At 58.0% G+C, this 21485-nt stretch carries 19 protein-coding genes; 11 read left to right on the forward strand and 8 right to left on the reverse strand.

All coding sequences use genetic code 11. The features are described 5' to 3' along the window. The first annotated feature begins 6 nt into the window (after window positions 1-6). The 5 genes from HX812_RS05840 to HX812_RS05860 all read left to right on the forward strand — a co-directional run bounded on the left by HX812_RS05840 (window position 7) and on the right by HX812_RS05860 (window position 5564). The gene (locus HX812_RS05840) at window positions 7-1605 is read left to right on the forward strand and encodes an ABC transporter substrate-binding protein (RefSeq protein ID WP_038850886.1); all 1599 of its coding nucleotides are present in this window, start codon (window positions 7-9) and stop codon (window positions 1603-1605) included. A gap of 76 nt (window positions 1606-1681) precedes the next feature. Next, window positions 1682-2692: an ABC transporter permease subunit gene (locus tag HX812_RS05845; RefSeq protein WP_017739471.1), complete on the forward strand. Its 1011-nt coding sequence runs from the start codon at window positions 1682-1684 to the stop codon at window positions 2690-2692. Between the two features lie 10 nt (window positions 2693-2702). Further along, window positions 2703-3614: an ABC transporter permease subunit gene (locus HX812_RS05850; RefSeq protein ID WP_033903370.1), complete on the forward strand. Its 912-nt coding sequence runs from the start codon at window positions 2703-2705 to the stop codon at window positions 3612-3614. 10 nt (window positions 3615-3624) lie between these two features. Continuing rightward, window positions 3625-4593 carry an ABC transporter ATP-binding protein gene (locus tag HX812_RS05855; protein ID WP_028618822.1) on the forward strand — a complete coding sequence of 323 codons (969 nt, stop codon included), beginning with the start codon at window positions 3625-3627 and terminating at the stop codon, window positions 4591-4593. Then, complete coding sequence (locus HX812_RS05860) at window positions 4593-5564, forward strand: peptide ABC transporter ATP-binding protein (protein ID WP_016976250.1); 972 nt, start codon at window positions 4593-4595, stop codon at window positions 5562-5564. Before HX812_RS05855 ends, HX812_RS05860 begins: the two co-directional genes overlap by 1 nt. Before the next feature lie 114 nt (window positions 5565-5678). Here HX812_RS05860 and HX812_RS05865 read toward each other — a convergent pair whose 3' ends face one another. The 6 genes from HX812_RS05865 to HX812_RS05890 all read right to left on the reverse strand — a co-directional run bounded on the left by HX812_RS05865 (window position 5679) and on the right by HX812_RS05890 (window position 11889). Continuing rightward, on the reverse strand, window positions 5679-5933 hold the full coding sequence (locus HX812_RS05865) for a hypothetical protein (protein WP_038850885.1): 255 nt from the start codon (window positions 5931-5933) through the stop codon (window positions 5679-5681). Window positions 5934-6029: 96 nt separating this feature from the next. Continuing rightward, window positions 6030-6275 carry a hypothetical protein gene (locus tag HX812_RS05870; RefSeq protein ID WP_038850904.1) on the reverse strand — a complete coding sequence of 82 codons (246 nt, stop codon included), beginning with the start codon at window positions 6273-6275 and terminating at the stop codon, window positions 6030-6032. Window positions 6276-6431: 156 nt separating this feature from the next. Beyond that, window positions 6432-7529 (reverse strand): MFS transporter, encoded by a 1098-nt coding sequence (locus tag HX812_RS05875; protein WP_371318377.1) that lies wholly within the window; start codon window positions 7527-7529, stop codon window positions 6432-6434. 91 nt (window positions 7530-7620) lie between these two features. Further along, window positions 7621-8661: a hypothetical protein gene (locus HX812_RS05880; RefSeq protein ID WP_080642460.1), complete on the reverse strand. Its 1041-nt coding sequence runs from the start codon at window positions 8659-8661 to the stop codon at window positions 7621-7623. Between the two features lie 18 nt (window positions 8662-8679). Continuing rightward, entirely contained in the window at window positions 8680-10059 is a 1380-nt protein-coding gene (locus HX812_RS05885; protein WP_218174313.1) for a DUF6002 family protein, read from the reverse strand. Window positions 10060-10305: 246 nt separating this feature from the next. Then, window positions 10306-11889, reverse strand: a complete 1584-nt coding sequence (locus HX812_RS05890) for a peptide chain release factor 3 (RefSeq protein WP_010213196.1) — start codon at window positions 11887-11889, stop codon at window positions 10306-10308. 295 nt (window positions 11890-12184) lie between these two features. Between HX812_RS05890 and HX812_RS05895 the strand changes: the two genes are divergently transcribed. From HX812_RS05895 to HX812_RS05915, 5 genes are all read left to right on the forward strand, one after another. Beyond that, entirely contained in the window at window positions 12185-12937 is a 753-nt protein-coding gene (locus tag HX812_RS05895) for an ABC transporter permease (RefSeq protein ID WP_306173374.1), read from the forward strand. A 9-nt stretch (window positions 12938-12946) separates the two neighbouring features. Beyond that, on the forward strand, window positions 12947-13843 hold the full coding sequence (locus tag HX812_RS05900) for a glycine betaine ABC transporter substrate-binding protein (RefSeq protein ID WP_038850879.1): 897 nt from the start codon (window positions 12947-12949) through the stop codon (window positions 13841-13843). A gap of 11 nt (window positions 13844-13854) precedes the next feature. Further along, window positions 13855-14508 (forward strand): ABC transporter permease, encoded by a 654-nt coding sequence (locus tag HX812_RS05905; RefSeq protein ID WP_010213201.1) that lies wholly within the window; start codon window positions 13855-13857, stop codon window positions 14506-14508. Further along, on the forward strand, window positions 14505-15662 hold the full coding sequence (locus tag HX812_RS05910; protein ID WP_003171711.1) for a betaine/proline/choline family ABC transporter ATP-binding protein: 1158 nt from the start codon (window positions 14505-14507) through the stop codon (window positions 15660-15662). The genes HX812_RS05905 and HX812_RS05910 overlap by 4 nt, the downstream gene beginning before the upstream one ends. Before the next feature lie 477 nt (window positions 15663-16139). After that, the gene (locus tag HX812_RS05915; RefSeq protein ID WP_010213203.1) at window positions 16140-17303 is read left to right on the forward strand and encodes a type III PLP-dependent enzyme; all 1164 of its coding nucleotides are present in this window, start codon (window positions 16140-16142) and stop codon (window positions 17301-17303) included. 123 nt (window positions 17304-17426) lie between these two features. On the opposite strand, the gene HX812_RS05920 is transcribed toward HX812_RS05915, so the two are convergent. Both HX812_RS05920 and HX812_RS05925 read right to left on the reverse strand, forming a co-directional pair. Further along, window positions 17427-18179 carry a tetratricopeptide repeat protein gene (locus HX812_RS05920; protein ID WP_038844741.1) on the reverse strand — a complete coding sequence of 251 codons (753 nt, stop codon included), beginning with the start codon at window positions 18177-18179 and terminating at the stop codon, window positions 17427-17429. A gap of 1 nt (window position 18180) precedes the next feature. Next, window positions 18181-18861, reverse strand: coding sequence for a Fe2+-dependent dioxygenase (locus HX812_RS05925; protein WP_038844739.1), 681 nt, complete (start codon window positions 18859-18861; stop codon window positions 18181-18183). 204 nt (window positions 18862-19065) lie between these two features. Between HX812_RS05925 and HX812_RS05930 the strand changes: the two genes are divergently transcribed. Continuing rightward, complete coding sequence (locus tag HX812_RS05930) at window positions 19066-21351, forward strand: TonB-dependent siderophore receptor (protein WP_038844736.1); 2286 nt, start codon at window positions 19066-19068, stop codon at window positions 21349-21351. Window positions 21352-21485 lie beyond the last annotated feature (134 nt).

Genomic DNA, 21485 nt, shown 5'->3' on the forward strand with positions numbered 1-21485 from the left:
CTCCGAATGAAATTGCTCCCACTACAAGCCGCCATGGCTGCCGCGCTGTTGAGCGTGGCGATCGGCGTTTCGGCCAAACCACTGGTGGTCTGCACCGAAGCCAGCCCGGAAGGTTTCGACCCGGTCCTGTACACCACGGCCGTGACCGCTGACGCCGCTGCCGAGACCATGTTCAACCGTCTGGTGGACTTCAAGCCCGGCACCACCGAAGTGGTCCCGGCACTGGCCAAGGACCTGCCCGAGATCAGCGCCGATGGCCTGACGTACACTTTTCACCTGCGTGACGACATCAAGTTCCACACCACCGACTACTTCAAACCCACGCGCAACCTGAATGCCGACGACGTGCTTTGGAGCTTCCAGCGCCAGCTGGACCCGAACCATCCGTGGCATAAAAAGTCCCTCGTGGGCTACCCGTACTTCGAAAGCATGGGCTTCAAGGAACTGCTCAAGAGCGTAGAGAAGACCGACGACCACACCGTCGTCTTTACCCTGACCCGTCCTGAAGCACCGTTTTTGGCCGACCTGGGCATGGCATTCTCTTCCATCCATTCGAAGGAATACGCCGACCAGTTGCTCGCATCCGGCAAGACCGAAGACCTCAACGCCAAGCCCATCGGCACCGGCCCGTTCGTCTTCACCCGTTATCAGAAAGACGCCCAGGCGCGGTTCAAGGCCAACCCCGACTACTTCCGTGGCAAACCGCAGGTAGACCCGCTGATCCTGGCGATCTCAACCGATAACAACGTGCGCCTGCAGAAGCTCAAGGCCAACGAATGTCAGATCGCGTTGTTCCCCAAGCCGGATGACATTCCCAGCATCAAGAAAGACCCTAACCTGAAAGTCGATGAACTGGCGGCGATGACCACCAGTTACACCGCGCTGAACACCACCCACAAATACATGAGCGATGCGCGGGTGCGTCACGCGATCAACATCGCGTTCGACAAGGCCGGCTACACCGAAGCCCTGTTCGGCAAAGGCAATGCGGTAGTGGGCACCGGCCCTTATCCGCCGACCTTGCTGGGTTTCAGCGACAAGCTGAAGAACCCGCCCCGCGATCTGGACAAGGCCCGCGCCCTGCTCAAGGAAGCTGGTGTACCGGAAGGCACTGAGTTCACCTTGTTCACCCGTAACGGTGGCGGCCCGACCAACCCCAACCCGATGCTCGGCGCCCAGCGCATGCAGGCGGATCTGGCGCAGATCGGCCTGAAGGTGAATATCAAAGTCATGGAATGGGGCGAAATGCTCAAGCGTGCTAAAAACGGCGAGCACGACATGGTTTCCGCTGGCTGGGTCGGTGATAACGGCGACCCGGACAACTTCCTGACGCCAAACCTGAGTTGCGATGCAGCGAAAAACGGCGAAAACTACGCCCGCTGGTGTAACAAAGAGTTTCAAGACTTGATCGACAAGGCGCGCGCCATCGCTGAACCCGCCCAACGCGCTGCACTCTATGAACAAGCACAGGACGTTTTCGATAAGGACCAACCATGGCTTCCCATGGCTTATCCAAAACTGTTCACCGCCATGCGCAAGAACGTAGAAGGCTTCACTCAAAGCCCTCTGGGTACAAATAACTTCGCCACCACCCAGGTGAAGTAAATAAGAGAAACGCTCGGCACCGTCGACATTGGCGGTGCCGAACCTGCCTAACCGGCTGATTGAGGTACACGACAAGATGTTTAGTTTTATTGCCCGCCGACTGGGGTTATTGATCCCCACGTTTTTCGGCATAACGTTGCTCACGTTTGCGTTGATTCGCATGATCCCTGGCGACCCCGTCGAAGTCATGATGGGCGAGCGGCGCGTCGACCCCGAGATGCACGCACAGGCAATGGAACGCCTTGGCCTTAACAAGCCGCTGTATGCGCAATACCTGGATTACGTCGGCAAACTGGCCCAGGGTGACCTTGGCGAATCGCTGCGTACCCGCACCAGCGTGTGGACTGAATTCACCGCCCTCTTCCCGGCGACCTTGGAACTGTCCATGGCCGCCCTGTTGTTCGCCGGTATCCTGGGCCTGCTGGCCGGGGTGATCGCGGCACTCAAGCGAGGATCCCTGTTCGACCATGGGGTGATGGGCATCTCCCTGGCGGGGTATTCGATGCCGATCTTCTGGTGGGGCCTGATCCTGATCATGTTCTTCTCGGTCAGCCTGGGCTGGACCCCGGTTTCCGGGCGGATCGACCTGCTCTACGACATCGAGCCGCGCACCGGCTTCATGCTGATCGACACCCTGCTGGCTGACGAGCCGGACGCTTTCTTCGACGCCCTGCACCACCTGATCCTGCCGGCCATCGTGCTCGGCACCATTCCGTTGGCCGTGATCGCGCGGATGACCCGTTCGTCGATGCTCGAAGTCTTGCGTGAAGACTACATCCGCACCGCCAAGGCCAAAGGCCTGTCGCCGGCGCGCGTGGTGTTCGTGCACGGCTTGCGTAACGCGCTGATCCCGGTACTCACTGTGGTCGGCCTGCAAGTCGGCACGCTGCTGGCCGGTGCGGTTTTGACCGAGACCATCTTCTCCTGGCCCGGCATCGGCAAATGGCTGATCGAAGCCATTGGCGCGCGGGACTACCCGGTGGTGCAAAACGGCATCCTGCTGATCGCCTGCCTGGTGATCCTGGTGAACTTCGTGGTGGATATCCTCTACGGCTTCGCCAACCCACGCATCCGTCACCAGCGCTGAGATCATGACCATGACCACACCTACTCCAGTGTCAGCAGTCGATCAAAGCCTGCTGTATCCGTCCCCGTACAAAGAATTCTGGCAAGCCTTCTCCAAGAACAAGGGCGCGGTTGCCGGCCTGCTGTTCATGGTGCTGATCGTGTTCTGCGCGATCTTCGCCCCCTGGGTTGCCCCGCATAACCCGAGCGAGCAATACCGTGATTTCCTGCTGACCCCGCCGTCGTGGCTGGAAGGCGGGCAGATCCAGTTCCTGCTCGGCACCGACGAACTGGGCCGTGACTTGCTCTCACGCCTGATCCAGGGCTCGCGCCTGTCGCTGCTGATCGGCTTGTCGTCGGTGGTGATGTCGCTGATTCCGGGCATCCTGCTGGGCCTGTTCGCCGGGTTCTTCCCGCGTTTGCTCGGCCCGACCATCATGCGTTTGATGGACATCATGCTGGCCCTGCCTTCGCTGCTGTTGGCCGTGGCCATCGTCGCGATCCTCGGCCCTGGCCTGATCAACACCGTGATCGCCATCGCGATCGTGTCGTTGCCGTCCTATGTCCGCCTGACCCGCGCTGCGGTCATGGGCGAGCTGAACCGTGACTACGTGACCGCCGCCCGCCTCGCCGGTGCCGGCCTGCCACGCCTGATGTTCATCACCGTGCTGCCCAACTGCATGGCGCCGCTGATCGTACAGGCCACCTTGAGCTTCTCTTCGGCGATCCTCGATGCCGCGGCCCTGGGCTTCCTTGGCCTTGGCGTACAACCGCCAACCCCGGAGTGGGGCACCATGCTGGCTTCGGCCCGTGACTACATCGAACGCGCCTGGTGGGTGGTGAGCCTGCCGGGTTTGACCATTTTGCTCAGCGTGCTGGCAATCAACTTGATGGGCGACGGCCTGCGCGATGCGCTGGACCCGAAACTCAAGAACGCCGCCTGAGGAGATTCCCATGTCACTGTTAGAAATCAAGAATCTCAACGTGCGCTTCGGCGACAAGACCGCCGTTCCGGTGGTCGATGGCCTCGACATTTCGGTCGACAAAGGCGAAGTCCTGGCCATCGTTGGCGAGTCGGGCTCGGGTAAATCCGTGACCATGATGGCGCTGATGGGCCTGATCGAGCACCCCGGCATCGTCACCGCCGACGCGCTGAACTTCGACGGCAAGGACATGCTCAAGCTGAGCAACCGCCAGCGCCGCCAGATCGTCGGCAAAGACCTGGCGATGGTGTTCCAGGACCCGATGACCGCGCTCAACCCCAGCTACACCGTGGGTTTCCAGATTGAAGAAGTGCTGCGCCTGCACCTGAAGATGTCCGGCAAACAAGCGCGCAAGCGTGCCATCGAGCTGTTGGAAAAGGTTGAAATCCCAGGCGCCGCCAGCCGTATGGATGCCTACCCGCACCAACTGTCCGGCGGTATGAGCCAGCGCGTGGCAATCGCCATGGCGATTGCCGGCGAGCCGAAACTGCTGATCGCGGATGAGCCGACCACCGCACTGGACGTGACCATCCAGGCGCAGATCATGGAACTGCTGCTGGCCCTGCAGAAAGAACAGAACATGGGCCTGGTGCTGATCACTCACGACCTTGCAGTCGTGGCGGAAACCGCCCAGCGCGTGTGCGTGATGTATGCCGGCCAAGCCGTTGAAGTCGGCCAGGTGCCGCAACTGTTCGACATTCCAGCGCACCCGTATAGCGAAGCGCTGCTCAAGGCGATTCCGGAACACAGCCTGGGCGCCACGCGCCTGGCCACGCTGCCAGGTATCGTGCCGGGTCGTTATGACCGTCCGCAGGGCTGCCTGCTGTCGCCGCGCTGCCCCTATGTGCAGGACTCCTGCCGTGCCCAGCGTCCGGGGCTTGATCCAAAAACCAACAGCCTCGCGCGCTGCTTCTACCCCTTGAACCAGGAGGTGGCGTAATGGCCGTCGTTCTTACCGCCCGCGACCTGACCCGTCACTACGAAGTGTCCCGTGGCCTGTTCAAGGGCCACGCGCTGGTGCGCGCACTCAATGGCGTGTCCTTCGAGCTGGAAGCCGGCAAGACCCTCGCCGTCGTGGGCGAGTCGGGCTGCGGCAAATCCACCCTGGCCCGTGCGCTCACGCTGATTGAAGAGCCGTCTTCGGGTTCACTGAAAATCGCCGGCCAGGAAGTCGCCGGCGCCGACAAGGCCCAGCGCAAACAACTGCGCAAAGACGTGCAGATGGTGTTCCAGAGCCCGTACGCCTCGTTGAACCCACGGCAGAAAGTCGGTGATCAACTCGGCGAGCCGCTGCTGATCAACACCAACCTGTCCGCTGCCGAACGCCGCGAGAAAGTGCAGGCGATGATGAAGCAAGTGGGCCTGCGCCCCGAGCATTATCAGCGCTACCCGCACATGTTCTCCGGCGGTCAGCGCCAGCGCATTGCCCTGGCCCGCGCGATGATGCTGCAACCCAAAGTGCTGGTGGCCGATGAACCCACCTCGGCACTGGACGTGTCGATCCAGGCCCAGGTGCTCAACCTGTTCATGGACCTGCAGCAGGAATTCAACACGGCCTACGTGTTCATCTCCCACAACCTGGCGGTGGTGCAACACGTCGCGGATGACGTGATGGTGATGTACCTCGGCCGTCCGGTGGAAGTCGGTCCCAAGGAAGACATCTACGCACGCCCGCTGCACCCCTACACCCAGGCGCTGCTGTCGGCCACTCCGACCATCCACCCGGACCCGAACAAGCCGAAGATCAAGATCGTTGGCGAGCTGCCCAACCCGCTGAACCCGCCGCCTGGCTGCGCCTTCCACAAGCGCTGCCCGTACGCGACCGCACGGTGCAGCACCGAGGAACCACAACTGCGCGCCTTGGACAACCGCCAGGTGGCCTGCCACTACGCGGAGCAGTTCGTGGCGTGACATCGCAACAAAAATGCCCTGGGTGATCAAGCCCAGGGCATTGCCTGTGTTCTACAGCCCTTCCCATCAGGTTGCGCATCAGCCTGGCGGGAGGGGCTTTCTTTCGGGCGAAGCCTACGTCTGGCTGTCGCCTTCGGCGTCCGGATCATCGCTGTCCGGCTCGTCGGTGGTGGAGTCATCATCACCCTCGCTGCCACCCTGGTCCTTATCGCCAGGCTCCGCCTCGGACTTCGCCAGTTGCAAATCCTGGCTATGCACCGACGACACAACACCGCTCTGCACCGGGTTATGCGCCCAGGCCGACGACATTCCCAACGACAACAACACCATCACTTTTATCAACAGCACAACACGTTGAAAAATACTCATGGTTGATTCCGTCCAGTCAGTAGGTAGATCCCACGCGGTAGCCGTTCACCGCCGCCAGCGTTGACGCTAGCCCCGATGCCGGGTTTACGCCAGGCGTCAGGTTTCGCCGTCGTCGTAGGTTTCACTGTCCTCGCCATCGTTGTAGGGGTTTTCCTGGTCTTCCTTCGTGGCGGGCTGGGCTTGCGGTTTCCAGCTGCCGGAGTTGACCTCTTGCTGTTTTTTCTTGGTGACCGGGCCGGTGTCTTTCCATTGCGGCGCTCCAGCGCCCGCCAGTGCCGGGACCGTGGTCAGCCCCAGACTGGCTAACAGCATCCAGCAGATGACGCGTTTGACACTAGGCACAGCGTCTTCCTCTTTCTCAGTCAATGGGCAGTTCCTACACCCGCAACGCTAGACCCGATGTGCCACTCTCGCCACAAAAAAAACTGCATCCTTCTCCTGTAATGCTCAACGCTTAGTGGATCCTTTTGGGCCCACGGAATGCGGCACAACAAGGCCCTATGCACCTCGAGGTTCGAAACGGACGGCCAGATAGACAAAGGGTATTGAAAACAGAGCCAGTAAGGATGTGATCACCCAAATACTGTGCCCACCGAACATACCGTAAATCTGCCCTCCCAACGTGGGCGATACCAGAGCACTACCGCTCCAGCACATCGAAAAAATGCCAAAGTACTGTCCGCTTTTACCTGATTGCGCGAATTGCATAACAAGAATATTGAGCGCTGGTAAAAATAAAATCTCTCCCAGTGTCCAAAGTATTGTTGAGAGCGATACAAAAAAAAGACCGGATCCAAATGGCAACATACCGAACCCGCATGCCAGAAGCACGCAGCCTGTTAAAATCTGCTGACGCACTCCCCAATGTTCAGTCCAGTGAGAAATCGGTACTTGCAGCGCTACGATCAATAATGCATTCAATGCAAATTGCCATCCAATGACGTTTGTACCAAACTGATAGTAGTCTGCAAGGTAGTTTCCGAGCATGCTATAAACAGGTTCGAAGGCAAGCCCGAGAAAAATAGTAGCAACCAGCAACCAACGAAACTCTCGTTTTTTGTAAGGGCTCTGCTGGCCGTTACTTGATGGAGTGCTTGCATATACCTGTACGGCGCGATGCAGAATTGTACGTGCAAACCATACAAGTCCTACAACCATAAATATGGCGCTAATGAAGAACAACCAACGAAAGTCAATCTGCGCCAGCATACCGCCCATCAAACCGGCGACTGCCATACCCAAATTTGCTGCAACGCGGTTCAACGCCTGCGTCCGTTGCCTATCCGAGACTTCGCAATACTCCATGATCAAACGTTGGTGCAGTGTTCGAACAGCACCGTCAAAAATCCCCCCCATCACCAACAGTCCAGCGAGTAGATATACGTCGATCACGAACCCTAATGAAGCCAGCGCAATACTACAGGCTGATAACAACAGAACAGTAAGACGTGCAGTTGGAAAAAAGTCACTCAATATCCCACCCGCTAGTGACCCTAACAAAAGACCTGCGCCGTACCCAGACAACATCCAACCGACCCACTCAATAGGCAAATCCAGCACCTGACGGAGATACAGCGCCATGAACAGTTTGACCATGGCACTCAGTCGATTGATGAAAATAATTGACGCGAGCACCCAAGCGACTGGACTGAAATACCTTACCCACTGCATCACTATGAATTTTAATCTAGTCATATAGACTATCCAAATTGAGATATACCGCGCCATTTATTCCCTCTGAGGCATACGGAATATCTTTACGCGGACCGTTAGTTGCATCAAAGCAGTACTGCGCGTTCAACCCTCCCCGTTCATCTTCCACCAAGAGAGGATTATTTATTAAAAAATGTCGAGCCGATAGGCTTAGCGATGCAACACGGATAAGCAAACGCCAATCACCAAATTTATTTTTAGGAATAACTGCGCGCGCGCCAAAACGCTTTTTGTATTGAAATGTCCCCTTGGTCAAAAATGGCTCGCAGCCTTGAAAGTCAACACAGTCAATACTTGAGTTATGGGCCGCCCACTCTATGATTGATTGATAGACAAAGCCTTGAGAACCATCAGTGCGATATATATCACACCCCTCTTTAACGCCTATCAGCCGAGCATTAAGTATTCGACTAGATTCGTCAATTTGCGAAACACTCCCCGCGACCCACCCCTGAGTTCTGTACACGCGAAACAACACACCTTTTTTGAACAAGTCGGTATATGCCTCTGTTTCTTTCACACTTCGTGCGAGATCTCCATAACGATTCCTCATTGTTGGCAAATGCATCGAATGATAAAACTCGTAAAAATCACGATCCTCAACTGAGACATTGTAATAAAATCCCTGCGCAATACATTGAGTTCTACGTTTTTCCTCTCTTCTGGATATCTGGCTCTTTATATGATCATACCCTCGCGAGACATCGACCTCCTGATGAATACGACATACACCAACAACATCAGTTTTACACACAAACTGGCTTATGGTCGGCACAGGCGCCATCATAACCACCAACTCGCTTTTGGTGCTCCTCAAAAAACGCTCAAGATCTTTCCACTCGAAGGTGCCCTGACTTACGATCGACGAGAGATCAAAGTAACATCCTTCTATAAAAGGCTCGATATAAACTAAACCCTCACTGACACCCACGTAGGTAATCTCAACATCTTCCCCTACTTTGGAAAGACCTCTCACGACTCGAAAATGGCATAATTTATCTATCGATATACTCATAGTCAAACTTTCCCATCACTAGCGAAAATACGCTAGCATTTCCTCGACCGTATTTACATAAATCAGTCCCTCATCAGGCACGCGCTTGTAATCTTGGCTCGAGTAGGTTCCCGAAGCATGTATGGTATATCCATCAACTCCCATTAACAGCCCCCGATCAATTGCGTTCAAGCATCCACTAATCGCCATAACTAATGACCACTCCTTAAGATCCCTTGGATCAGAGGGTAATCTCACCGGCGTCTTGGCTAATAGGTGCACGCACTCGCTATAGCGTTGCAAACATTCGTGAAGAGATACAACAATGCCTGAACCACCGCTTTGTTTTATCGCTGCACTCATCTCATCAGCAGTGGCAGGATGATGCGTGTAAAAAGTCGGCTCAAGAACCTCATTAGGGCTCCAGGTGGTCGCAGGGAAATGCGGGGACTCTGATTGCACCCACAGTCCGCCCGAGACGAGCGAATAGTTAGGCGTGGACATGCCAGAAAAATCACCGTCCAACACGTGCAGCACCATGTCACTTGTAGCCAAATGTTGAACTAACAAAAATAATGGGGATGCCACGGAATGATTGCTCTTCCTTAAGGCTTTTATTCCTGACAAATACCCTAATAGACCATATGCACTAGAGACAGCATGCACATGGACTGTCTTACGATCTACATCCCATGCGTCTCCGTATTCGAAGTCAAAAAAAGCTCGCGACTGATCGGAGAACCGGTAATTTTCAAGGCGTAGCGAATGCCATAATCTTAGTCCCGTACGCTCAACACCAGAAAACCCTTCCTTAAATTCCTGACCAACAGTCTTTACCCGCTCTGGTGAATCCGTATGAAGCACGAAGATTGGATTTAACTCCCGAAGCCTCGGATTTTCATATAGCTCGTTACGGCGAATCTTTTCTACTGTCTGGACCGGAGTTAGCGTGACAATTCGCAACTGTTCTTCATGAACCAGCTTTGCTTGTAGTGCGCGCAACACCGCATCACGCAATGCAATAGCTTTATTCCCTGATGACGGTGAAAACAGTAAAATACTTTCTCCTGTCTTCTGAATATGCCGGACCGCACGGGCCACAATTAAAGTCGACGCCAGTGTTTTCGTCGTTTGAGTGTTTGGGTTACCCCTCAGGTCAAGCAACCGCAGGGGCACGCCGCCATACGTTCCAAGTTCAAAAAACTGTGCCGTTGCCACTGAAAGAAACTGACGCATACGCTCATCTAATATAGGAAGCTCCATTAAAGGCTCGAATTCGCCATTTAGACAAGACAATTCAAAGTCAGCAGCACTTTTCACAAGGAGATCATAATAGCGATCGAGAATGGCGACCCTTTTATTCTTATTGCCGTGCTCTTCTATTTTTTTTAACGCACCTAACTCATTAGCCTGACCCATCTTTAGCCTCCACAAAGTTTAAACACACTATGAAAGCTAGACGTAGCAATAGACCTTGTCGCCATAAAAATGAAAGCCAACGTCAAAAAGGAATCTGACCACTTACATTGAGTGCTTTTGCCTACGCTTATTTGGGAAAATAACTACAAGCAATATTCTATATATCTACTACACGCATTCATCAGGACGCGCCACAAAAAAGGGCGAAGCCATAACAGCTTCGCCCTTTTCTTTACCGCTCAGACCTTAATGGTGCTCGCGGGTCGCACGGAATTTCACATCCGGCCAGCGCTCTTCCATCAGCGCCAGGTTAACCCGTGTCGGCGCCAGGTAGGTCAAGTGACCACCGCCGTCCACCGCGAGGTTTTCCACAGCCTTGTTGGAGAACTCTTCCAACTTCTTCTTATCGCTGCAATCGATCCAGCGCGCGGAGTACACGGTGATCGGCTCGTAGGAGCATTCGACCTTGTATTCCTCTTTCAAGCGGCTGGCGACCACATCGAACTGCAGCACACCGACGGCGCCGAGGATGATGTCGTTGCTGCGCTCGGGGAAGAACACCTGGGTGGCGCCCTCTTCCGCCAATTGCTGCAAGCCTTGGCGCAGTTGCTTGGATTTGAGCGGATCACGCAGGCGGACGCGGCGGAACAGTTCCGGGGCGAAGTGCGGGATACCGGTGAAGCCCAGGGCTTCGCCTTCGGTGAAGGTGTCGCCGATCTGGATGGTGCCGTGGTTGTGCAGGCCGATGATGTCGCCAGCGTAGGCTTCTTCGAGCTGTTCACGCTCGGAGGAGAAGAACGTCAGGGCATCGCCGATGCGCACGTCCTTACCGGTGCGCACGTGGCGCATCTTCATGCCTTTTTCGTATTTGCCGGAGCAGATGCGCATGAAGGCGATGCGGTCGCGGTGTTTTGGGTCCATGTTCGCCTGGATCTTGAACACGAAGCCGGTGAATTTCTCTTCGACCGGTTCCACGGTGCGTTCGTTGGCGACACGGGCCAGTGGGCGCGGGGCCCAATCCACCACGGCGTCGAGCACATGGTCGACACCAAAGTTGCCCAGGGCGGTACCGAAGAACACCGGGGTCAGCTGGCCGTCGAGGAACTCCTGCTGGTTGAACTCATGGCAGGCGCCCTGCACCAGTTCCAGCTGGTCGACAAAACGATCGTACTCGTCACCCAAATGGGCGCGGGCTTCGTCGGAGTCGAGTTTCTCGATGATCTTGGTTTCGGTGCGTTCGTGACCGTGGCCGGCGGTGTAGACAATGATGTAGTCGTCGGCCAGGTGGTACACGCCCTTGAAGTCGCGGTAGCAACCAATCGGCCAGGTGATCGGCGCGGCCTTGATCTTCAGCACGGCTTCGATTTCGTCCAACAGCTCGATCGGGTCGCGGATGTCGCGGTCGAGTTTGTTGATAAAGCTGACGATGGGCGTGTCACGCAGACGGCACACGTCCATCAGCGCAATGGTGCGTGGCTCGACGCCTTTACCGCCGTCGAGGACCATCAGCGCCGAGTCCACCGCGGTCAGGGTGCGGTAGGTGTCTTCGGAGAAGTCTTCGTGGCCCGGGGTGTCGAGCAGGTTGACCATGTGGTCGCGATACGGGAACTGCATGACCGACGTGGTAATGGAAATACCCCGTTGTTTTTCCATTTCCATCCAGTCGGAGGTGGCATGGCGGTCGGATTTGCGGGATTTCACCGTGCCGGCCACCGCGATTGCCTTGCCCATCAGCAAGAGTTTCTCGGTGATGGTGGTTTTACCGGCATCGGGGTGGGAAATAATGGCGAAAGTGCGGCGTTTCGCGACTTCGGCGGCCTGGTGGGTCATGGGAAATCGCCTGGCAGGTGAGTCAAAAAAGGGCGGCGAGTATAGCGCAAACCCCAGGGGCCGGACCACCGTTCACCCGATTAGGGGTGGCTAAATGCTGCCAAGTATGGAACCTTTTAAAAGGTCGAGACGTCCACTCCCCTGCTACCGCACTCGGAACAGGGGCTGATAAATCAGCAAGTTAGCCTGACGAGGCTGCGCTCATGGCTCGATCGCATACCGCGTTGCCGGTATCGGCGAGCTGCTTTTCGCGAACTCATTCGCCGACAGCCAGGAATGGCATTGCCGCTCGGAAATGTGTTCGCCGACAAAAGAAAAAAGGAGTCCGCCTGTGGCTATTCGCTATGGCAAAGGGCTGATAGGAGGAGCGGTTGTCGTCGCCCTCCTGGCCCTGCTGGTCCACTGGATCGGCATCAACACGATCGAACTGTACCGCGACGATTTGTTGTTTTACCTGCAAGCTCACTTGATCCTCGTTCTTGTCTCCATGCTGGCGGCCCTCATTGTGGGCATCCCCGCCGGTATCCTGCTCAGCCGACCGCACATGGTCGGGCGCGCAGAACGCTTCATGCAGATCTTCAACATCGGCAACACCGTCCCTCCCCTGGCCGTACTGGCCATCGCCCTCGGCGTCCTCGGCATCGGCAGCGGCCCGGCGATCTTCGCGCTGTTCCTCGCCTCCCTCCTGCCCATCGTGCGCAACACCTACGAAGGCCTGAAAAACGTTCAAGGCTCGCTGAAAGAAGCGGCCACCGGCATTGGCATGACGCCACGCCAGGTGCTGTTTCGCGTGGAATTGCCCAACGCCGTGCCGATCATCATCGGTGGCGTGCGCGTGGCCCTGGCGATCAACGTCGGTACCGCGCCGCTGGCCTTCCTGATCGGCGCCAACAGCCTGGGCAGCCTGATCTTCCCTGGTATCGCCCTGAACAATCAGCCGCAATTGCTGCTCGGCGCCGCGTGCACCGCGTTGCTGGCCTTGCTGCTTGACGGTCTGGTGACCCTGGCCAGCCGCCTCTGGCTGGAACGCGGGCTGCGTGCGTCTTAAGGAACCGACATGAAAAAACTGACCTTGATATTGAGCTGCGTCCTGCTGTGTGCAGGCATTGCGCAAGCCGCCGAAAAACCGGTGATCCGCATCGGCGCCCGGGTGTTCACCGAACAGACCCTGCTGGCCGAAATCACCTCCCAGTACCTGCGCACCAAGGGCTATGACACCCGCGTGACCGGCGGCCTGGGCAGCAACCTGGCGCGCAGTGCCCAGGAAAGCGGGCAACTGGACCTGATCTGGGAATACACCGGCGTGTCGTTGGTGGCCTACAACCACGTTGACGAGAAGCTCGACAGCGAACAGTCCTACGCACGGGTAAAAGAACTCGACGCGAAAAAAGGCCTGGTCTGGCTCTCGCCGTCGCGTTTCAGCAACACCTACGCCTTGGCGCTGCCGGAGAAAGTTGCGGCTGAGCATCCCGAGATCAACAGCATCAGCGACCTGACTAAGGCCGTCGCGCAAGACGCCAAGAGCAACCGCCTGGTGGCCCTGGACACCGAGTTCGCCAACCGTTCCGACGGCCTGGCCGGCATGGTCAAGCTGTACGACATGAACCTCACGCGCAAAAACACCCGGCAGATGGACGCGGGCCTGGTCTACACCGCGCTGCGTAATGGCCAGGTGTTTGCCGGTCTGGTCTACACCACCGACGGTCGCCTGAACGCCTTCAAACTGAAGCTGTTGGCAGACGACAAGCACTACTTCCCGGACTACACCGCCGCGCCCGTGGTGCGTCAGGTGTATCTCGACGCGCACCCGGAACTGGCCGCTGACCTCAAGCCATTGGCCGATCTGTTCGACGACGAAACCATGCGCCAGTTGAACGCGCGGGTCGACGTCGACCATGAAAGCCCCTCCGCGGTTGCCGCCGATTTCCTGCGCCAACATCCCATCAATCAATAAGAGGAGAAGACATGGAATTCCTGAACGCCTTTTCCCATCTTGATTGGGCCCAAGTCCTACAACTGACCGGACAACACATCACCCTGGTCGGTATCGCCGTGATCCTCGCGATCCTGATCGGCGTGCCCCTGGGCATCCTGATGACGCGCTTCCCGACGCTTGCCGGCCCGCTGCAAGCCAGCGCCACGGTGCTGCTGACCGTGCCGTCCATCGCCCTGTTCGGCCTGCTGCTGCCGTTCTACTCCAAGTTCGGCCAGGGCCTGGGGCCAATGCCGGCGATCACCGCCGTGTTCCTCTACTCCCTGCTGCCGATCATGCGTAACACCTACCTCGCCCTCACGGGTGTGGAACCGGGTATTCGCGAAGCCGCACGCGGCATCGGCATGACCTTCGGCCAGCGCCTGCGCATGGTCGAGTTGCCCATCGCGGTGCCAGTGATCCTCGCCGGTGTGCGCACCGCCGTGGTGATGAACATTGGTGTGATGACCATCGCCGCCACCATCGGTGCCGGTGGCCTGGGTGTACTTATTCTGGCTTCCATCAGCCGCAGCGACATGTCGATGCTGATCGTCGGCGCCGTGCTGGTCAGTCTCCTGGCCATTTTTGCCGACCTGCTCTTGCAATGGCTGCAACGCTCGCTGACTCCAAAAGGATTGCTCAAATGATCGAACTTCAAAACCTGTCCAAGACCTTCCAAAGCAACGGCAAGACTGTCACCGCCGTGAACGATGTAAGCCTGACCGTCAATGAAGGCGAGATTTGCGTGTTCCTCGGCCCGTCGGGCTGCGGCAAAAGCACCACGCTGAAGATGATCAACCGCCTGATCAAGCCCACCTCGGGCAAGATCCTGATCAACGGCGAAGACACCACCGACCTCGACGAAGTGACCCTGCGTCGCAATATCGGTTATGTGATCCAGCAGATCGGCCTGTTCCCGAACATGACCATCGAGGAAAACATCGTGGTCGTGCCGAAATTGCTCGGCTGGGACAAGCAAAAATGCCACGACCGCGCCCGCGAGTTGATGAGCATGATCAAGCTGGAACCCAAGCAATACCTGCATCGCTACCCGCGTGAATTGTCGGGCGGCCAGCAACAGCGCATCGGTGTGATCCGTGCCCTGGCGGCCGACGCGCCGTTGCTGCTGATGGATGAACCGTTCGGCGCGGTCGACCCAATCAACCGCGAGATGATCCAGAACGAATTCTTCGAGATGCAGCGTGCGCTGAACAAGACCGTGATCATGGTCAGCCACGACATCGACGAAGCGATCAAGCTGGGCGACAAGATTGCGATCTTCCGCGCCGGCAAGCTGCTGCAGATCGATCATCCGGACACCCTGCTGGCGCACCCGGCCGACGAGTTTGTGAGCAACTTCGTGGGCCAGGACAGCACCCTCAAGCGCCTGTTGCTGGTGAAGGCCGAAGACGCGGCAGACAACGCCCCGTCGGTGAGCCCGGAAACCCCGGTGGCCGATGCGCTGGAATTGATGGACGAGCATGACCGCCGCTATGTGGTGGTCACCTGCGCCGAGAACAAGGCGCTGGGTTATGTACGACGTCGCGATCTGCACCGTCAGACCGGCACCTGCGGCCAGTACCTGCGCGAGTTCAACGCCACGGCGGCGTATGACGAGCATTTGCGCATCCTGCTGTCGCGCATGTACGAGTTCAACCGTTCGTGGTTGCCGGTGATGGATGCGGAGCGGGTGTTCCTGGGTGAGGTGACGCAGGAGTCGATTGCCGAGTACTTGAGCTCGGGTAAGTCCCGAGGTGGCAAGACCAGTATCGTTTCGCCTGCCGAGACAGCACTCGCCTGAGTTGACACCACGCGGTTAAAACTGTGGGAGCGGGCTTGCTCGCGAATGCGGTCTGTCAGTTGTAGTTGCTGTGACTGACACGCCGCTTTCGCGAGCAAGCCCGCTCCCACATTTGGATCTCTGGTGTGTCAGTTAATACCCTCAATTCCCCACATCCGGGGAACATCATTCCGTCACACCTGTCGGTTACATAAGTAGCTGCACGGGTTCGCGCGACGAACGCGTGCAAAAACGCGACATTTTTAGTTGATCTCAAGCCCCTCACGCCCTAAAGTTCGCGCCGAACGTCCATGCTGGAAACGATCCATCCGGCTCAAGTACTGACGACGAGACAGCAAGGCCAAGGGAAGCGGTTATTCCCATGGCCTTTTTGCTTTCGGCGACATGCCTTGGGAAGTAGGCGAACCAAAGTGGGGATACGGAGGACGTTCATTTGCACCCATTGATCAATTTAGTTTGCCCTTAGGAGTTCCCAGCATGTCGATCAACGTCGAAGATTATTTCGCGCGCGCCACTTTTGACAAAATGAAGGCGTTCGCCGACAAGCAAGAAACCCCGTTCGTGGTGATCGACACCGCGATGATCAGCCAGGCCTACGATGACCTGCGCGCCGGTTTCGAATTCGCCAAGGTGTATTACGCGGTCAAGGCCAACCCGGCTGTCGAGATCATCGACCTGCTCAAAGAAAAGGGTTCGAGCTTCGACATCGCCTCGATCTACGAGCTGGATAAAGTGATGGACCGCGGCGTCAGCGCCGACCGCATCAGCTACGGCAACACCATCAAGAAATCCAAGGACATCCGCTACTTCTACGAGAAAGGCGTGCGCCTGTTCTCCACCGACTCCGAAGCCGACCTGCGCAACATCGCCAAGGCCGCGCCGGGTTCGAAAGTGTATGTGCGTATTCTCACCGAAGGCTCGACCACGGCAGACTGGCCTTTGTCGCGCAAATTCGGCTGCCAGACCGACATGGCCATGGACCTGCTGATCCTGGCCCGTGACCTGGGCCTGGTGCCTTACGGCATCTCGTTCCACGTAGGTTCGCAACAGCGCGACATCAGCGTGTGGGACGCGGCCATTGCCAAGGTCAAAGTGATCTTCGAGCGCCTGAAGGAAGAAGACGGCATCCACCTCAAGCTGATCAACATGGGCGGTGGCTTCCCGGCCAACTACATCACCCGCACCAACAGCCTGGAAACCTACGCTGAAGAAATCATCCGTTTCCTCAAGGAAGACTTCGGTGACGACCTGCCGGAAATCATCCTGGAGCCGGGCCGTTCGTTGATCGCCAACGCCGGTATCCTGGTCAGCGAGGTGGTGTTGGTGGCCCGTAAATCCCGCACCGCCGTCGAGCGTTGGGTGTACACGGATGTGGGCAAGTTCTCCGGCCTGATCGAAACCATGGACGAAGCCATCAAGTTCCCGATCTGGACCGAGAAGAAAGGCGAGATGGAAGAAGTGGTCATTGCCGGCCCAACCTGCGACAGCGCCGACATCATGTACGAGAACTACAAGTACGGCCTGCCGCTGAACCTGGCGATTGGTGATCGTCTGTACTGGTTGTCGACCGGTGCGTACACCACCAGCTACAGCGCGGTTGAGTTCAATGGCTTTCCGCCACTGAAATCCTTCTACGTCTGACCCTTTAAAAACCGGCTCCCTGTGGCGAGGGAGCTTGCTCCCGCTGGAGTGCGAAGCGCTCCCAAAAAAAGTGGGGCCGCTGCGCAGCCCAGCGGGAGCAAGCTCCCTCGCCACAGCCGGTGTTTACAGATTTAGCTGAGTAGCACGCGCGTCGTAAGCCTCAGCCATCGCCCGAATCTGCGGATCATTCGCTGCCGCCAGCGCCTTCTGTGCCGTACGCAAAAACTTCAAATTCCCCCCCGTCAACGCCTTGCGCAACCACTCCAGCGCCGCATCGACCTGGCCGCTGTCCGCCAACACCGCCGCATAGCTGAACTGCCCGCGAAAATCCCCGGCTTCGGCGGAGCGTCGATACCACGCTACGGCGGCGTCCAAATCTCTCGGGCAGCATTGGCCGTCTTCCAGATAACGCCCCAGCAGGTTCATCGACTTGGCATGGCCTTGTTCCGCTGCCTGGCGGTATAGGCTCAGCGCCTGTTGCTGGTCTTCGGCCACACCGCGCCCGGTCGCCAACAGGTTGGCGTAGTTGTATTGCGCCCAATCCAAACCGGCTTCGGCGGCCAAACGGTACTCTCGCGCCGCTGCCGTTTCATCCGCCGCACCACCCCAGCCATGTTCCAAACAGCGCCCGGCCATATTGCGCGCCATTAAGTGCCCGCCCTTTGCCGCAATCTGGAACCAGCGCAACGCCAGCGCTTCATCGCGGGCAATGCCACGCCCTTCCAGCAGGATCTGCCCGAGCAGCGCCTGGGCATCGACCACGCCCTCCTTTGCCGCTATCAGGATCGCCTGGGCTGCGCGCACGGGGGAATCGTCGAGCATGCTTTGCAACTGCTCGACGTTGAGCACTTCTTCACGGCGCAACAAGAAGCCCATGTCAGACCTCGACCCAGCGGCGCAACAGGTTGTGGTAGGTGCCGGTGAGCTGGATCAGTGCCGGGTGGTCTGGCACATCGGCGCTCAGTTGCTGGATCGCACCGTCCATTTCGAACAGCAGGGTACGCTGGCTGTCTTCGCGCACCAGGCTTTGGGTCCAGAAGAACGAGGCGTAGCGCGCGCCACGGGTCACGGCGTTGACTTTGTGCAGGCTGGAACCGGGGTACAGCACCATGTCGCCGGCGGGCAACTTCACACGCTGCAGGCCAAAGGTGTCCTGGATCTCCAGCTCGCCACCGTCGTACTCCTCGGGGTCGCTGAAAAACAAGGTGGATGACAAATCGGTGCGCACGCGTTCGTGGCTGCCTTTGGGCTGGCGCACGGCGTTGTCGATGTGAAAATCGAAACTGCCGCCGGCGGTGTAGCAGTTGAGCAACGGCGGGAAGACCTTGTGCGGTAACGCCGCCGACATAAACAGCGGGTTCTGCCACAAACGTTCCAACATCGCCGCGCCGATTTCCTTGGCCAATGGGTGCCCTTCGGGTAATTGCAGGTTGTGCTTGGCCTTGGCGGACTGGTGCCCGGCAGTGATTTTACCGTCGGCCCAATCGGCGGCTTCCAGGGCTTTGCGGATGCGCTGCACTTCCTCACGAGAGAACAGGCCGGGGATGTGCAGCAGCATGGGCAATACCTGAATTCAGAGAGGCGCCAATGGTATTGATTCTTATCCGCCCTGTAAAACGCCGAGACGGATGAGTTCGTAAAAACCGTAAGCAAAAAGTGTAAAGAATGTAAATTCAGTGCAATTAGCAATGTATCGCAATTGATAGAAAGTCGTGTTCACCCTATATTCCGCCGCCTCACATCCTTGGGGAAAGGACACGTCATGTCGCGCACCATTACAAAAATACCTGCCAGTTCACCACGCATGCTGGCTTCGGCCATCGGCGTTGCTCTCAGCGCCAGCTCTGTCGCCCATCTGGCGCAAGCGGCCGAAGACACTGAACAAAAAGGCCAGCGCAACAGCATCTCCCTCGGCGCCACCAGCATTACCGGCGAAGAACAGGACGACACCTCCTACCAGGTCGAAAAAGCCTCGTCGCAGAAATACACCGCGCCACTGGTCGACACGCCGCGTTCCGTCACCGTGGTGCCGCAACAAGTGCTCAAGGACACCGCCGCCACCTCGTTGCAGGACGCCTTGCGCACCGTACCGGGCATCACGTTCGGCGCAGGTGAAGGCGGCAACCCCCAGGGCGACCGCCCGTTCATCCGTGGTTTTGACGCCCAGGGCGACACCTACCTGGATGGCGTGCGCGACACCGGCGGCCAGAGCCGTGAGATCTTCGACATCGAGTCGATCGAAGTCAGCAAGGGCCCGAATTCGTCGTTCGGCGGCCGGGGCTCGGCCGGTGGCAGCCTCAACCTGGTGAGCAAGACCCCACAAGCGCGGGACTTCACCAACGGCGGCTTCACCTACGGTTCCGACCAGACCCGCCGCTATGTGCTCGACGTGAACCGTCAGTTCCTCGACGACAGCGCCGCGTTCCGCCTGAACCTGATGAGCCACGAACAGAACGTCGCCGGTCGCGACGCGATCAATTACGACCGCTGGGGCGTCGCTCCGTCGCTGACGTTTGGCCTGGGCACCCCGACCCGCGTCAACCTCAGCTACTACCACCTGGAAAGCAACGACCTGCCGGATTCGGGGATTCCCTACGGCTACGGCTCGTCGACCGCGACGGCCCACGTGCATGACAAACCCAATGACGGCGGCGACAGCGATAACTTCTACGGTCTCAAGGATCGCGACTTCCGCAAGACCCGCGCCGACATCAGCACGTTCTCCATTGAGCACGACCTGAACGACAACATGACGTTGAAGAACACCCTGCGCCACGGCAGCACCGGGCAGGACTACATCCTGACGCAACCGGACGACAGCAAGCTCAACGTCAACAGATTCGGCACCGTATGGCGTCGCGCCAACAGCCGGGTCTCGACCACAACCACCACCACCAACCAGACCGACCTGTTCGGCAGCTTCCAGGCCCTGGGCTTCAAGCACAGCTACTCCACCGGCCTGGAATTCACCGGCGAAGAAACCCGCGTCAGCAGCTACACCATCAGCCCCAACGCCAACCCCATCTGCACCGTGGCCAAAGGCAGCCTGGGCGGCCAGTGCACCTCCCTGAGCAACCCGAACCCGGATGACGCCTGGACCGGCAGCATCGCGCGCAACTATTACGGCACCAGCACCAAGGCCACCAGCCGTGGCGCCTACGTGTTCGACACCATTGAGCTGGACCCGAAATGGTTGCTGAACGTCGGCCTGCGCTACGACACCTTCGACACCGTTGCCAACACCGACTCCGCAACCGGCCGCAGCAAAATCAAAGAAGACAGCCAATTCTTCAACTGGCAGGCCGGGCTGGTCTGGAAGCCGGTGGAAAACGCCAGCATCTATGCCTCCTACGCCACGTCGGCAACACCCGCCGGTGGCCTGGTGGGTGAAGGGTCGGACGGCAACCCATTGTCTGCCGGTGCCGCCAGCAGCGACTTGCAGCCGGAAGAAACCGTCAACTACGAGTTGGGCACCAAGTGGGACCTGTTCCACGATCGCCTGTCGCTGACCGCTGCGGTGTTCCGTACCGAGAAGAAAAACACGCGCATCCTGGTCGACGCCCTGACCTATCAGAACGCCGGTGAGTCCCAGGTCGACGGCCTGGAACTGTCCGCCAGCGGCAAAATCACCGACCAATGGCAGGTGTTCGCCGGCTACAGCTACCTCGACAGCGAACTGGTCAAGTCCGGCTTGAACGGTCGCAACGGTGTGGTCAGCTCGGGGTCGAGCAAAGGCAACCAAATGCCCAACACGCCGAAGAACACCTTCAGCCTGTGGACCACCTACGACGTCACGTCCAAGCTCACCATCGGTGGCGGCGCGTTCTACGTCGACCAGGTTTATGGCGATGCGGGCAACACCGTTTATGTACCGTCCTACACCCGCTACGACGCCATGGCCAGCTACAAGCTGACCAAGAACGTGGACCTGCAATTGAACGTGCAAAACCTGACGGACAAGCTGTATTACGACAAAGCCTTCTCGACGCACTTCGCCAACCAGGCGGCCGGTCGCACGGCGTTGTTGACCACCAGCTTCCACTTCTAAACAGCCGCACCACGCAGCAAAAAGCCCCACGCATCGGATGCGCGGGGCTTTTGCGTGTAAAACAGAATGTTTCTCGACAAGCCACGGCATAATGCGCGCCGTGCCCTACATATCCGGATAGACGAGGCGGTCAG

It is taken from the genome of Pseudomonas sp. IPO3749, assembly GCF_013386605.1.
Lineage (GTDB): Bacteria > Pseudomonadota > Gammaproteobacteria > Pseudomonadales > Pseudomonadaceae > Aquipseudomonas > Aquipseudomonas azotoformans_A.